This window comes from Methanoculleus sp. UBA430 (assembly GCF_002506585.1).
Classification (GTDB): domain Archaea; phylum Halobacteriota; class Methanomicrobia; order Methanomicrobiales; family Methanoculleaceae; genus Methanoculleus.
In genome coordinates this window covers 315,879-328,718 of record NZ_DAXW01000016.1, presented here as the reverse complement: position 1 = coordinate 328,718, position 12,840 = coordinate 315,879, and the positions used below count along the sequence as shown (strand labels likewise).

Annotated in this window: 13 protein-coding genes; 5 read left to right on the top strand and 8 right to left on the bottom strand. The window is 65.2% G+C overall.

Annotated features, from left to right (window positions below; translation table 11 throughout):
• Positions 1-25: 25 nt before the first annotated feature.
• Positions 26-910: a mechanosensitive ion channel family protein gene (locus tag BRA49_RS13400; RefSeq protein ID WP_292386628.1), complete on the top strand. Its 885-nt coding sequence runs from the start codon at positions 26-28 to the stop codon at positions 908-910.
• Between the two features lie 37 nt (positions 911-947).
• Complete coding sequence (locus BRA49_RS13395) at positions 948-1,919, top strand: mechanosensitive ion channel family protein (protein ID WP_292386627.1); 972 nt, start codon at positions 948-950, stop codon at positions 1,917-1,919.
• 30 nt (positions 1,920-1,949) lie between these two features.
• On the opposite strand, the gene tsaA is transcribed toward BRA49_RS13395, so the two are convergent.
• Entirely contained in the window at positions 1,950-2,480 is a 531-nt protein-coding gene (gene tsaA / locus BRA49_RS13390; RefSeq protein WP_292386668.1) for a tRNA (N6-threonylcarbamoyladenosine(37)-N6)-methyltransferase TrmO, read from the bottom strand.
• Between the two features lie 328 nt (positions 2,481-2,808).
• On the opposite strand from tsaA, the gene BRA49_RS13385 reads away from it, so the two are divergent.
• Positions 2,809-3,942, top strand: coding sequence for a putative sulfate/molybdate transporter (locus tag BRA49_RS13385; protein ID WP_292386625.1), 1,134 nt, complete (start codon positions 2,809-2,811; stop codon positions 3,940-3,942).
• Positions 3,943-3,989: 47 nt separating this feature from the next.
• Positions 3,990-4,244: a SemiSWEET family sugar transporter gene (locus BRA49_RS13380; RefSeq protein ID WP_292386624.1), complete on the top strand. Its 255-nt coding sequence runs from the start codon at positions 3,990-3,992 to the stop codon at positions 4,242-4,244.
• Between the two features lie 6 nt (positions 4,245-4,250).
• Here BRA49_RS13380 and BRA49_RS13375 read toward each other — a convergent pair whose 3' ends face one another.
• The 6 genes from BRA49_RS13375 to BRA49_RS13350 form a co-directional block, all read right to left on the bottom strand.
• Entirely contained in the window at positions 4,251-5,309 is a 1,059-nt protein-coding gene (locus tag BRA49_RS13375) for an ABC transporter ATP-binding protein (RefSeq protein WP_292386623.1), read from the bottom strand.
• Positions 5,296-6,177, bottom strand: a complete 882-nt coding sequence (locus BRA49_RS13370; protein ID WP_292386622.1) for an ABC transporter permease — start codon at positions 6,175-6,177, stop codon at positions 5,296-5,298. The genes BRA49_RS13375 and BRA49_RS13370 overlap by 14 nt, the downstream gene beginning before the upstream one ends.
• A gap of 126 nt (positions 6,178-6,303) precedes the next feature.
• Positions 6,304-7,380 (bottom strand): ABC transporter ATP-binding protein, encoded by a 1,077-nt coding sequence (locus tag BRA49_RS13365; protein WP_292386621.1) that lies wholly within the window; start codon positions 7,378-7,380, stop codon positions 6,304-6,306.
• Between the two features lie 4 nt (positions 7,381-7,384).
• Positions 7,385-8,080 carry an ABC transporter permease gene (locus BRA49_RS13360; RefSeq protein ID WP_292386620.1) on the bottom strand — a complete coding sequence of 232 codons (696 nt, stop codon included), beginning with the start codon at positions 8,078-8,080 and terminating at the stop codon, positions 7,385-7,387.
• A gap of 67 nt (positions 8,081-8,147) precedes the next feature.
• Positions 8,148-9,113 (bottom strand): substrate-binding domain-containing protein, encoded by a 966-nt coding sequence (locus BRA49_RS13355; protein ID WP_292386619.1) that lies wholly within the window; start codon positions 9,111-9,113, stop codon positions 8,148-8,150.
• A 211-nt stretch (positions 9,114-9,324) separates the two neighbouring features.
• Complete coding sequence (locus BRA49_RS13350) at positions 9,325-10,272, bottom strand: substrate-binding domain-containing protein (protein WP_292386618.1); 948 nt, start codon at positions 10,270-10,272, stop codon at positions 9,325-9,327.
• A 162-nt stretch (positions 10,273-10,434) separates the two neighbouring features.
• Here BRA49_RS13350 and hisD point away from each other — a divergent pair, with 162 nt between their 5' ends.
• Positions 10,435-11,685, top strand: a complete 1,251-nt coding sequence (gene hisD / locus BRA49_RS13345; RefSeq protein WP_292386617.1) for a histidinol dehydrogenase — start codon at positions 10,435-10,437, stop codon at positions 11,683-11,685.
• 105 nt (positions 11,686-11,790) lie between these two features.
• On the opposite strand, the gene BRA49_RS13340 is transcribed toward hisD, so the two are convergent.
• Positions 11,791-12,738, bottom strand: coding sequence for a HEAT repeat domain-containing protein (locus BRA49_RS13340; protein ID WP_292386616.1), 948 nt, complete (start codon positions 12,736-12,738; stop codon positions 11,791-11,793).
• Positions 12,739-12,840: the final 102 nt, after the last annotated feature.

Sequence of the window (12,840 nt, the reverse complement as noted above, 5' to 3'; positions counted from 1 at the left end):
CCCTCGCTCACCCATCTTTCTCTACATGGAGTCGGGCGATCCGGTCCTCATCGGCGGTGTACCTCTTGACGCGCTCTTCGCGTTCGTTCTCACGCTTATCGGGCTCCTTTTCCTCGGCAACCTCGCCTACATGCTTCTCAGGCGGGCTCTGGACGGGCGGGTCTCCCCCGGAGCGGCCAAGTGGGCGGCGGCTATCCTCCAGTATGCCGTCATCATCGGCGGGGGCTACGCGAGCGCACGGTATCTCCTCGCCTTCGACCTGAGGGCCGTCGTCGCATCGCTCGGCATCCTCGGTATCGTCGTGGCCGTCTCGTCGAGCCAGATCATCCAGAACGTCCTTGCGGGGGTTCTCATCACGATCAACCGCCCGGTCCAGCTCGAAGAGTGGATCGTCGTCGGGGAGATGCCGTCGACAGGGCTCTGCAAGGTGCACGACATCTCCTTCACGACGACGATCCTCCAGGGTCTCGACGGCGGCCTCGTCCTCATGCCGAACTCGAGCATCATCGCCTCGAAGGTCATCAACTATTCCCGGGGCGGGCTGATGGAGATCCGTGTCTCGATCTCCGTCCCGGTCGCCGTTGACCTCGCGCAGGTGAAGGAGATCGCGCTCGCGGTAGCGCGCAACGACCCCCGGATCATCCAGGACCCCGGTGCGGGCGAACAATCCGCCATCCAGGACCTCTTTGATCTCCCCTACAACAGGCGTCTCCGCTCCGACCGCCCCGACCTTGCGCACCTCGAGCCCGCCATCCGTACCGCGTCGGTGACCGACGGCTGGATCAAACTGACCGTCGGGGCCTGGACCCGCAAGATCCCCCAAAAAGACGATATTGTCTCCCGGTACTTGAAGGAGGTTCTCAGGCGTCTCTCGGCTGAAGAGATCCCGGTCAAGGCCGAAGCATCATGACGGAAGGGCTTAATCTTCCCCTCTCTCACCCTTTAATATGCAGGAGAGCGGTTCGGTCCTCATCGGCGAGGTCTCCCTTGATGTGTTCCTAGCCTTTCTCTTCACCTTCGTCGGGTTTCTCTTTCTCGGCAACCTCGCCTACCTGCTCCTCCGGCGGGGTCTGGACGGGCGCGTCTCCCGCGGGACAGCCAAGTGGACGGCGGCCGTCCTTCAGTACGGCATCATCCTCGGCGGGATATACGCGAGCGCCAGGCACTTCCTCGCCTTCGACCCGACGGCCTTCGCCGCATCGCTCGGCATCCTTGGTATCGTCGTAGCGTTCTCGTCGCGTCAGATCATCCAGAACGCCATCGCCGGCGTCCTGATCACGATCAACCGCCCGGTCCAGCTCGAAGAGTGGGTGAGCGTCAGCGGAAGGCCGGAGACCGGGCCCGGCAGGGTGCAGGACATCTCCTTCACGACGACGACCCTCAAGGGGCTCGACGGCGGTCTGGTCCTCACGCCAAACGCGAGCATCATCACCTCAAAGGTCATCAACTACTCACGTGCCGGGCTTCTCGAGGTCACGATCCCGCTCGCCGTCCCGGTCACCGCGGACCTCGCGCGGGCGGAGGCGATCGCACTTGCCGCCGCGCACGACCATCCCTTGATCCTGCCCCACGTCGAGCCGGCCGAGCGGTCCGCCCTCCAGAGCCTCTTCGATCTCCCGTATATCGGGCGCCTCTCATCCGATCGCCCCGGCCCCGGTCATGCGTTGTTCGAGCCGAAGGTGCAGGTCTCGTCGATCAAGGAGGACTGGGTCAGGCTGACGGTGCGGGTCTGGATCCGGCAGATTCAGGAGAGGGACAGGATCGTCTCGGAGTATCTGGACGCGGCCATCGAACGGCTGAAGGCCGAGGACCTTCTTGACGAAAAGAAATGGGAGGATGAGCCCGGCCCCGGGCCTTCGGCATCTTCCCCGGAAGATGCGACCCGTGACAGGGGCGCCGCACCTGGACCGGCGGCGTGAGAATCGGGGGCCGGGAGGGGCTCCGCCGGCTCATGAAGACTCCTCGTACTCCCGGAGGTCCTTTGGCGAGAAGCTCCTGACCTTCACCTCCTCGATGCGCCGCGCGTCGACCCAGCCGCTCCTGACCTCGTCGCGGTGGTCGAACTGACGGACGTAGGGTTTGATGTCGAGGAGCGGCGTGCCGTCCAGCACGTCGATCCCGCGGACCCGGACGGTGCTGCCCTCGACGGCAACGACCTCGACGAGGGAGATGCCGATGGGGTTGGGGCGATTGCAGTGGCGTATGGCAAAGATTCCCCGTTCCCTGCTGCCGTCGGCGAAGGGGCGCTGGCGCAGAGAGAAGCCGTCCACCCGGTGAAAGTGGTAGAGGAGGTGAATGTGGGAGAACCCCTCGACCCCTTCGAGTCCTTCGGCGTATTCGGGAAAGACCTCGATGGTTCCCTCCGCCCCGGAAAAGATGCTCTGGATGGGTGTGGTGTCCCGGTCGGTGAACGGCGATCGGATGGTCCCGATGATCCGGTAGGTGGCGGTCTCTATGGCGTTATTCTCGTTCTGTCCCATCACGAGGTCATCTCCGTCGAGGTAGTGTAGGCAAGCGGTTCGGGTTTTGCCGTGCCGGTCACCGCCGGCGTACCGGCGGTATGTCTGCATGAAGAAGCGGCGGTTGATGTAAATGGCAGTGGAAGTATGGGAGACAGGTGCGCTCTCATAGGGATAATTACTCAATTGAGCAAAATAAATGTTTATAATCCGGATGATGTTGAGGTTTCTAACTTAACCCCCCTTACTGTTCGGGCAGGGTAATCGTTATCCCCTGGAAGGCCCGAACGCACCCGGGGACGTTATCCAAAACCCCAAGAAGGAGGCCTGACATACAGGGAGATGAAGCATGGCGGAAAGCGGCGGAACTGAGGAGAGAGGCATCCGGTTTACTCTTGAGGAGGTCGCCGGAGCCGTCGGCGACTTCGGAACCATCTTTCCCATCCTGCTCGGCGTCGCGATCGTCTGCCCGGACGTGAACGTCAGCCACTTCTTCCTCTTTCTCGCCGCCTGGTTCATCATCACCGGGCTCTACTACCGCCTCCCCATTCCCATCGAGCCGATGAAGGCGATCGGGGCCGTCGTCATCGCCGAAGGGCTCTGTGCCGGCGAGATCGTGGCCTCCGGCCTCGTCGTCGGGGCGCTCTTCCTCATCATCGGCCTCGTCGGCGGCATGGCCTGGCTTGAGGACCGGATCCCGAAAAGCGTCATCCGCGGCGTCCAGGCAGGGCTCGCGCTCCTCCTCCTCCGGACGTCGCTCGGCTACATCGTCGCCGATACCCTCGTCGCGATGCTCGCGATCGCGGTCATCGTTGTCTTCTTCATCGCGTCGCAGCGCACCCGGATCCCGGACGTCTCCGCCCTGCTCGTCCTCATCATCGGGCTTGCCGCCGGCATCGCCGTGCAGGGGATGCCACCGTTCCGCCTGATGCCCCTCCCCGCCCTCGTCCTCCCGGTGCCCTCAGACTTCATCACCGGCACCTGGGACCTCGTCCTCCCGCAGGTCCCACTCACGATCGCAAACGCCATCCTCGCGACGTCGCTCCTCACCTACGACCTCTTCCCGAAGAAGGGTGTCGACCCCGATAGGCTCTCGCGGACCATCGGGGCCATGAACCTGGTCTCGACGCCGCTCGGCGGGTTTCCCATGTGCCACGGTGCCGGGGGGCTCGCGGCCATGTACCGGTTCGGCGCGAGGACCGGCGGGGCGAACATCGTCGCCGGGATCTTCATTCTCATCTTCGCCGTCGCCTTCGCCCCGCCGGAGGTCCTGACCCTCATCCCGTTCGGGGTCTTCGGGGCACTCCTGGTCTTCGTGGCGCTCGAGCTCGGGAAGCACAGCGCGAAGACGGAGTCCTACCTGGTCACGGCGGTCATCGCCGTCCTCACCCTCGCGATCGGTCTCACCGTCGCCTTCATCGTCGGGATGGTCCTTGCCTACGTTCTGCAATGGCGGGCGGGCAGGCGGCAGCCCGGGTCGTGACCGGACCAGGATTTATCCCATCCGGCGTAAGACCCGGGAAGGTGCTCATGGACACCATCACCGTCCTCGGCCTCACCGCAGGAACGCTTAAGACGCTCTCGTTCGCGCCGCAGGTCGCGAAAGCCTGGCGCACGCGCTCGACCGCCGACCTCTCGCTCGCGATGCTCGTCGTCCTCCTTGCCGGTGTCCTGCTCTGGCTCGCCTACGGCGTGGTGAGAGCGGACCCCGCCATCATCGCGGCGAACGCCGTCACCGCCGGCCTCATCGGCCTGCTGCTCGTGCTGAAACAAAAGAACGGGTGAGGAGTTTCACCCGATGACGTGGATCGCCGTTGCCTTGACGGAAAGGGTCACGGCGATCCCCGGAACGAGCGCGAGATCGCGTGCCGACCGCCGTGTCAGGACCGCGGTGAGCGTGACACCGCAGTCCACCTTCACCTCGGCGACGGGACCGTTCTCCGCGACGGAGACGACCCTCCCGGCCATCGTGTTCCGGGCGCTGGAGCGACGTTCGTCCCCGGTGACGAGGACGACATCGTCGGCCCGGATGCAGAGGGTGACCGCTTCGCCGGCGGCAGCCTCCGTCACCACCTCGAAGGTCCGCCCCCCGGCATCCACCGTCGCGTGCCCGTCCTCGTTTGCCGTCACGATCCCGTCAAGGATGTTCTCGATGCCGACGAACGAGGCGACTTCGCGGCTCCGTGGCGTGTTCAGGACAACTTCGGCCTCTTCCTCGTCCACGAGGGTCCCATCGATGATCACCGCCACCCGGGTGGCGAGGAGGTGCGCCTCCCGGCGCGAGTGGCTCACCTGGACGATGGTGAGCCCCTCCTCCCGGTGGAGGCGCCGGAGGTCGTCGATGAACCTCTCCTGCGTGACCGGGTCGAGGGCCGAGAGGGGTTCATCAAGGAGGAGGATATCGGGCTTCACCGCGACGGCACGTGCGAGCGCCACCCGCTGCTGCTCGCCGCCGGAGAGGGTGCCCGGGTAGCGGTCGGCAAGGTGAGCGATCCCGAACCGCTCGAGGAGCCCCGCGACCCCGGTCCTGGCCTCTCCCTTCCGCATCCCCCGGACACGGAGGCCGTAGGAGACGTTGTCGGCGACCGTCATGTTCGGGAAGAGCGAGTAGTCCTGATAGACGAGGGCAACCCCCCGCTTCTCCGGCGGGAGCGCGGTGATCTCCTCGTCCCGGAGGAGGACGCGGCCGCTGCCTGGCGAATGAAGGCCGGCGATCGCCTCGAGGAGGACCGTCTTTCCCGCGCCGGACGGCCCGATGATGAAGTAGTAGTCGCCCTTACCGACATTCAGGCTGACGTCCTTCAAGCAGAACGAGCCAAGGGTGAGCGAGACGCGGTCAAACTCTATCATCGTGCCTCCCTAAGCACCGGGTCATTCGCCGAAGAAGATAGAAGACTCCTAAACTGACCAGGATGACCGTGAACGCGATGCTCCTGCTTGTCTGGATGCCGTCCGTCGTGAACGAGTAGTAGATCAGCGTCGATATGATGAACGGGTAGTAGGCGATCATGATAACGCCGGCGAACTCTCCGATAGCCCTCCCCCAGGCAAATATTGCCCCGTTGTACATGTGCCGGAGGCTTAAGGGGAGCGTGACCGTGCGGAAGGTGGTGAACGTCCCGGCACCGAGCGTGCGGGCGACGTTCTCAAGGTGGACCGGGACCTTCTCAAAGCCCTCCCGCATGGTGTTGACATAGAACGGCGAGGCGACGAAGAGCATCGCGACGACCGTTCCCGGGTAGGCATCCTCGAACGCGAGCCCGATCCCGGAGAGCGGTGCGCCGAGCCAGCCCCGGCGCATGAAGAGGAGGTAGACGAGCAACCCCGCCACGGTGTGCGGCAGGATGAGGGGGATGTCGACGATGCTCTCGACGACGCCCTTGAAACGGGACGGATGCGCCCGGGCGAGGACGTAGGCGAGCGGGGTCCCGAAGAGGGCGAGGAGGAGGACGGCGTTCGCCCCCGCAGCAAACGTGAGAAGAATGGAGTGGATCACCTCCGACGAGAGCGCCACCTCGAGGAGGTGAGCCGGGTTTCCGAGTTCCGCCGTCGCCATGCTCGCGAGCGCGAGCACCGTGATCCCGACGAGCGCCGCTCCCATGATGCAGAACCCGACGATGCACCAGTCTACGTAGCGTCCCCGGTGCTTCTTCCACCGGGTGAGGGATGCCTCCCTGCCGCCCCGGAGAAGATCGCCGGAAATGACTCTGGTCTTCATGTCCGTATGTAATCCATGCTCCTCCCGGGAGGGAGGAGCGATTGGCATAAGGACAATTGACGGCGGCCTGATGTAAGAGTGTCGCTTTTTGCGCGGATTAACCCGTTTCCGTTAACCTCTCATGCTCTACCTGCGGATAAGGTGGACCGCCTTCGCCTGGAGAGAGACCCAGACCTCCATCCCCTCACGGAGGCCGAGGGCCTCCGCCCTCCTCGCGGTCACCAGCGCGACAAGATCGCACCCGCAGTGGACCGTCACGTTCACGAACGGTGCCGTGGGTTCGATACGGGTGACCGTGGCGGGGAAACGGTTCTCCGCCTCCTCGTGCTCCGGTTCCCGCCGGTGCAGGGAGATATCCTCGCCCCGGGCGACCATCTCGACCTCTTCGGCGGGCGGCGGGGTCGCCGAGAGCATCTGTCTTCCATGTGCCTCAACGATGGTGAATCCGTTGCTCCGCGAGACGACCCGGGCCGGGATGATATTCTCGGCGCCCACGAATCGGGCGATCCTCCGGTCCTTCGGCTCGCGGAAGACCTCGCGCGATGGCCCGGTCTGGGCGATCGTGCCGTCGATCATCACCGCGATCCGGTGGGCGAGCCTCTGCCCCTGCGAGAGATCGTGGGTGCTGATGAGGACAGTCATCCCGGCCTCGCGGTTCAGGCCCGTCACGATCCGCTCGATGGTGGCGGTCGATGTCGGGTCCAGGTTCGCGGTCGGCTCGTCCAGGAAGAGGATCTCGGGGTCCGTCACGAGCACCCTCGATAACGCCACCCGCTGTTGCTCGCCGCCGGAGAGGTCGGTCGCCTTGCTCTTGATGTAGCGGGAGAGCCCGACGGCTTCGAGGGCTTCTTTCACCTTCCTCTCGATATCCTCGCCGGAGGCTCCCCGGTAGCGCAGCCCCATCGCGACGTTGTCGTAGACGGACGCGTTGAAGACGATCGGCCGCTGGAAGAGCATTCCCATCCGGCGGCGCAGATCGAGCCAGCGGCCGCGCTCCTGTACCACGTCGATCCCGAAGACCGAGATCTCGCCGCCGTTTGCGGGCTCGATCAGGTCGAGAACCCGGAGAAGCGTGCTCTTCCCGGAGCCGCTCGGCCCGATGAGCGCGAGGATCTCTCCTTTCCCGACCGAGAGGTCAACGTCGTGCAGGACCCTGAGGTTGCCGTAGAACTTCGTGATATCGTGTGCCTCGATGATCGCCATCATATCACCGCCGCTGCACCAGGGAGAGGGTGATGTTTACACCGAGCGCCACCGCAAGGAGGATGATCCCGAGTGCAATCGAGAGGGAGTAGTTTGCCATCGATGTGTTGAGCGCTATCGCGGTAGTGAGGACGCGGGTGGCGCCCCGGATGTTCCCGCCGACGATCATCACCGTCCCGACCTCGGCGATCGCCCGCCCGAAGCCCAGGAGGACGCCGGCCATGACTGCAAACCGCGCCTCAGCGATGATCGTCATGATCGTCTGGAGCCTGCTCGCGCCGAGGGCGGTGATCGTGTAGCGCTTGTCCCGGTCGATCCCGGAGAGCGCCGAGACCGTCAGCCCCATCAGGAGCGGGATGATGAGGATCGTCTGGGTGACGATCATACCGCCAGGCGTGTAGAGGAGGCGAAGGAACCCGAAGGGGCCGATGTTCGAGAGGAGGAGGAACATGAGCAGGCCGACGATGACCGTGGGGAGCGCGTAGAGCGTCTGGAGCGTGGAGACGACCGCGTGCTTCCCCCGGAACTCGTAGAAGTAGATGAGCGCGCCGAGCGGGAGGGCGATCAGCGCGGCAAAGAAGGTGGCGGTGAGGGAGACATAGAGGGAGCGGATGGTGATCTCCACCACCTGGGGATCGAGGGTGACGATGAGCTCGATGGCCTCGATGAACCCCTCGATGATCGGGTTCTCGTTCACCACGCGCTCTCAGCCTCCATTACCCTGCCGTCCACCTCGTTCACGCCTCCCTTCCACCTCTGATCTGCGCTTATCCGGTCACCTCTCCCGTGCAGGTGCAGTTGAACGGCGGCTCGGCGCACTCGGGAGCGTAGAGCGGCGTAAAGAGCGGTTTGCCGAACTCCTCGGCGCCGAAGTTCCCGATCATCTCTTTCGTCTCGTTCGTGGTGAGCCAGTTGATGAACTCCGCGGCACCTTCGGCGTTCACACCCGGGTGCTCTTCGGGGTTGACGGCGATTGCGCTGTAGCGGTTCAGGAGTTCCGCACCCTCGGCAATGACCGGCACCAGGGTGAGCCGGTCAGCGAACGAGAGATACGTCCCTTCATCGGAGAGCGTGTATGCCTGCTGCTCGTTTGCCAGGATCAGGGTGTCGCCCATGCCCTTGCCGGCCTCGACGTACCAGCCCCCGGTGTCCAGGATCTCGGTGTCGTAGTCGTAGCCCGCCTGCTCCCAGAGGACCTTCTCCTGGTTATGGGTCCCGGAGTTGTCGCCGCGGGAGACGAAGATGACGCCGGGGGTGTTGTTCGTGCCGGCGAGATAGATCGTCTTGAAGGCCTCGACCGGGGTCATGTTCGCGATCCCCGCCGGGTCGGACTCCGGCCCGACGATGATGAAGTAGTTGTAGGCGATGCACCGCGGGTCGATCCCGAAACCGTCGTCGACGAACTGCTGTTCAAGGTCCGGGGCGTGGACGAGCACCAGGTCGACGTCGCCGCGCCTGCCGGAGTCGATGGACTGCCCGGTCCCCTGGGCGATGAACTGGAGGTCCATACCGGTCTCGTTCTCGTAGACCCGTTCGAGTTCCGCGAGCAGCCCGGTGTTCTCGAGGCTCGTCGTGGTGGCTATCCGGAGGACGTTCCCCCCACCGGCGGGAGTCGTCGTGGCGGTCGGGGTCTCGTTGCCGCCCGGCGCCGTCCCGGTACACCCCGCACCGAGAGCGAGGATGAGCAGGATCGCGATGATGCCTGCCGTCGGAAGAGTCGCATTCGTTCTCATAACAACGCGTCAGGATGTTCGACCGATGCTAAATAGTTAACGGTGGCCAGATGTCAACAATATGCCTATCGTCCTCCCGGAGCAATCCCCGTGCCGAACCGCCGCATGCACCGATACTGAGGCGGTGTCTCCGCCACCTGCCTCTGTCTTCTGGCAGGCAGCAGAGATTTCACGCCCCGGACCGCTGTAGCACGGTGCGAGCGGTCCCGATTCACGCCGTCGCGTTACCGGTCGTCGCGTTTCCCTGTCCCGAGCAGGTGGTGCAGTTGAACGGCGGCTCGGTACACTCGGGCGGGTAGAGCGGGATGAAGAGCGGCTGGCCGAACTCCTCGACGCCGAAGTTCCCGATGAACTCCTTGGTCTCGTCCGAGGTGATCCAGTCGATGAAGTTGTTGGCCTCATCGATGTTGACGCCTTCCGCCATCTCGGGGTTGACCGCGATTGCGCTGTAGCGGTTCATGAGCTGGTCCCCCTCCGTCACGAGCTGCACGAGTGCCAGCTGGTCCTGAAGGGCGAGGTAGGTCCCGATGTCGGAGAACGTGTAGGCGTTCCTCTGGTTGGCGAGGGTCAGGGTCTCGCCCATGCCGCTCCCGGTCTCAAGATACCAGGCCCCGGAGTCCTGGATGTCGGTAGTGTAGTTGTAACCGGCCGCTTCCCAGATCTCCTTCTCCCGGGTGTGGGTCCCGGACTCATCGCCGCGTGAGGCGAACGAGACGTCGGGGGTGTTGTTCGTGCCGGCAAGGTAGATCGCCTGGAACGCCTCGACCGGGGTCATGTTCGCGATCCCCGCCGGGTCGGACTCCGGCCCGACGATGAGGAAGTTGTTGTAGGCGAAGCACCGTTCGTTGATGCCGTAGCCCTCGTCGATGAACTGCTGCTCAAGCGACGGCGAATGGACGAGAACCAGGTCGACATCGCCGCGCCGGGCGGTGTCGAGGGACTGCCCGGTCCCCTGGGCGGTGATCTGTACGTCTACGTCGGAGGTGTTCTCATACATCAGTTCGAGCTCGTCAAGAAGGCCTGTATCACGGAGGCTCGTCGTCGTTGCTATCCGGAGCACGCCCGGATCTGCCGCCTCCTGCGCCGTGACGGAGACGGCACATGCGGCGAGCAGCACTACTACGATGCCCAGAAGGGGCACCCACGATCTTGGAGTCATGCGGGCGGGCCTTCGGTAGACAAAATATTTAGTCTTTTTTATAGTTGTTAACAAATAATAGTTGTAAAGCCCTTTCCGAAAACCCGCTCATGCGAGGAGTGGTTTTATCCGGCGCCCCGGAAGTCGAAACCTTAACGCTCCTCCCCGCCGACCCTGTTCCTCATGTGGCAGGCGCTGGATATCGAGACCTGGATTGCCGGTCGACGATCGGACCTTGACCGGGTGAAGGGACCGGTCTCGGAGATCATCGGAAGGGTGCGGGCGGAGGGCGACGCGGCCCTCCTCGACCTGACGAAGAAATTTGATAAGATCGATCTGGAGGAGATCGCCGTCTCCGACGAGGAGCGGGAGGCGGCCTACGACCAGGTGGACGCACGGCTGGTCGAGAGCCTGGTGGAGGCGGAGGCGCGGATCAGCCGGTTCCACGAACTGCAGCGCGGGCGCGACCTCTGGCTCCAGGAGATGGAGCCGGGGATCACCCTCGGCGTCAAGACGACGCCCTTATCCCGCATCGGGGCCTACGTCCCCGGCGGGCGGGCGGCCTACCCCTCGACGGCGCTGATGTGCACCATCCCGGCAAAGGTCGCGGGGGTCCGAGAGATCTGCTGCTGCACCCCGCCGCCGACGAGCCCAATCACGCTCGTTGCGCTCGATATCGCCGGGGTCGACGAGATCTACCGGGTCGGCGGCGCCCAGGCGATCGCAGCGATGGCGATCGGGACGGAGACGGTCCCAAAGGTCGAGAAGATCGTCGGCCCCGGCAACGTCTACGTCACCGCGGCGAAGATGCTTCTGCGCGACGAGGCGGAGATCGACTTCCCGGCGGGGCCAAGCGAGATCGCGATCCTCGCCGACAACACGGCGAACCCGACCTTCATCGCGGCCGATATCCTGGCCCAGGCCGAACACGACCCGAACGCCGCCTGCGTTCTGGTGACAACCGAGACGACCCTCGCCTACCGTGTCGGGGCCGAGGTGAAGCGGATGGCAGAGGGCGCTGCCCGCCGCGAGATCGTGGAGAAGGCCCTCGACCACTCCGGCTACATCGTCACCGGCGGGCTCGACGAGGCGGTGGCGACGGTCGACGGCATCGCCCCCGAGCACCTCTCGGTCCAGGTGGCCGACCCGCTCGCCGTCCTCAACCGGATCCGGAACGCCGGGTCGATCTTCGTCGGCCCCTACGCGGCGGTGGCCTGCGGCGACTACGCGTCGGGGACGAACCACGTCCTCCCGACGGCAGGCTATGCCAGTTTCTACTCCGGCCTCGACGTGAACCACTTCTGCCGGCGCTCGACGGTCCAGGTGATCACGCGGGAGGGTCTCGAAGCCATCGGCGATGTGGTGGAGACGATCGCCGACGCGGAGGGGTTCCACGCCCACGCGGAGTCGGTACGGGTGCGGAGAAGGGGATAAAAGGTATTTTTTTCGCTATGACCGGGGAAGTCCCAGCCGGGGATCTCGTCAACTACCTCCGACTGAAGTCGGGGGCTCCTCGGCCCATGATCCTGAAAAGATAAGTTATCGGGAGGTCGGCGCGGAAGGCTCCGGCGCGGCCTCGCCCCTGACCATCCGTATCTTTTCTATCGCGTCCTCTGCGACGCTCTTCTCCTCAGAATCCCCGCTCCGGGCGAGTTCCTGCAACGCATCGATCGCCCGCGGGTCGCCGATGTACTTGAGCGCCCCCGCCGCGTAGAGCCGGACGTTCCGGTCGGCGTCCTTCGTCGCGGCGATCAGCGGCTCGACCGCGGCGTCGCCCACCCGGAAGAGGGCGCCCCCCGCAGCCCCCCGGACATCGGGGTTCCCGTCACGGAGCGCCGCGATGAGGGGCTCGACCGCAGCCGGATCACCGGTATCGCCGAGGACGCCGGCCGCGACGATCCGGACCTCGGGGTCCGGGTCGGTGAACATCGCCGTGAGCGGCTCGACTGCCCCGCTCCCGAACTTCGCAAGCGCCCCGGATGCCTGGCACCGGAGATCGTCGCTTGCGTCCCGGAGCGCCCGGACGAGGGGCCGCACCGCGGCGGGGTCGGCGATCTCGCCGAGGATGGCAGCCGCGTAGACCCGCCGGAGGTCGCGCCGGGTCTCGACCTCCCAGGCCTGGCCGCCGGGGCCGGTCACGGTCGCCGTGCCCCCCGGAGGTCCGGGCTCCTCGTACCTCCCCGACGCCTCCGGGTGCTCGACGAGGTCGACCAGCGGCCCGACCGCCGCGCTCCCGAGCAGGGCGAGCGAGTCCGCCGCCGCTTCCCGCACCGCCGTCATCGGGTCGCCGAGCGCCCGGATGAGCGGCTCGGCCCCCTCCACTCTGCCGAGGTCCCCCAGCGCCAGGGCGGCCCGCTGGCGGGTCAGGCCGTCATCGCTCCCGAGCGCCTCGATCAGGCCGTCAAGATCCTCCTCGGCCCGCAGGAGATCGATGTTGAACCTTCTTTCACCCCGCTGCTCTTCTACGAGGCTGCTCTCTTGCTGCAATCCTTTCGCCTCCGGATCCGGCGTATACCGTCTCCCCGGTATAAGAACCTTCGCCGGCAAGAGTGGCCCCCACGGAGCCGGAAAAAATGGGGTCCGTCCCGG

Coding starts and splice junctions, on each gene's coding strand:
- hisD (WP_292386617.1), top strand. CDS start 10,435: ATGTGGCAGGCGCTGGATATCGAGACCTGGATTGCCGGTCGACGATCG.
- BRA49_RS13385 (WP_292386625.1), top strand. CDS start 2,809: ATGGCGGAAAGCGGCGGAACTGAGGAGAGAGGCATCCGGTTTACTCTT.
- BRA49_RS13365 (WP_292386621.1), bottom strand. CDS start 7,380: ATGGCGATCATCGAGGCACACGATATCACGAAGTTCTACGGCAACCTC.
- BRA49_RS13380 (WP_292386624.1), top strand. CDS start 3,990: ATGGACACCATCACCGTCCTCGGCCTCACCGCAGGAACGCTTAAGACG.
- BRA49_RS13350 (WP_292386618.1), bottom strand. CDS start 10,272: ATGACTCCAAGATCGTGGGTGCCCCTTCTGGGCATCGTAGTAGTGCTG.
- tsaA (WP_292386668.1), bottom strand. CDS start 2,480: ATGGGACAGAACGAGAATAACGCCATAGAGACCGCCACCTACCGGATC.
- BRA49_RS13400 (WP_292386628.1), top strand. CDS start 26: ATGGAGTCGGGCGATCCGGTCCTCATCGGCGGTGTACCTCTTGACGCG.
- BRA49_RS13375 (WP_292386623.1), bottom strand. CDS start 5,309: ATGATAGAGTTTGACCGCGTCTCGCTCACCCTTGGCTCGTTCTGCTTG.
- BRA49_RS13395 (WP_292386627.1), top strand. CDS start 948: ATGCAGGAGAGCGGTTCGGTCCTCATCGGCGAGGTCTCCCTTGATGTG.
- BRA49_RS13370 (WP_292386622.1), bottom strand. CDS start 6,177: ATGAAGACCAGAGTCATTTCCGGCGATCTTCTCCGGGGCGGCAGGGAG.
- BRA49_RS13355 (WP_292386619.1), bottom strand. CDS start 9,113: ATGAGAACGAATGCGACTCTTCCGACGGCAGGCATCATCGCGATCCTG.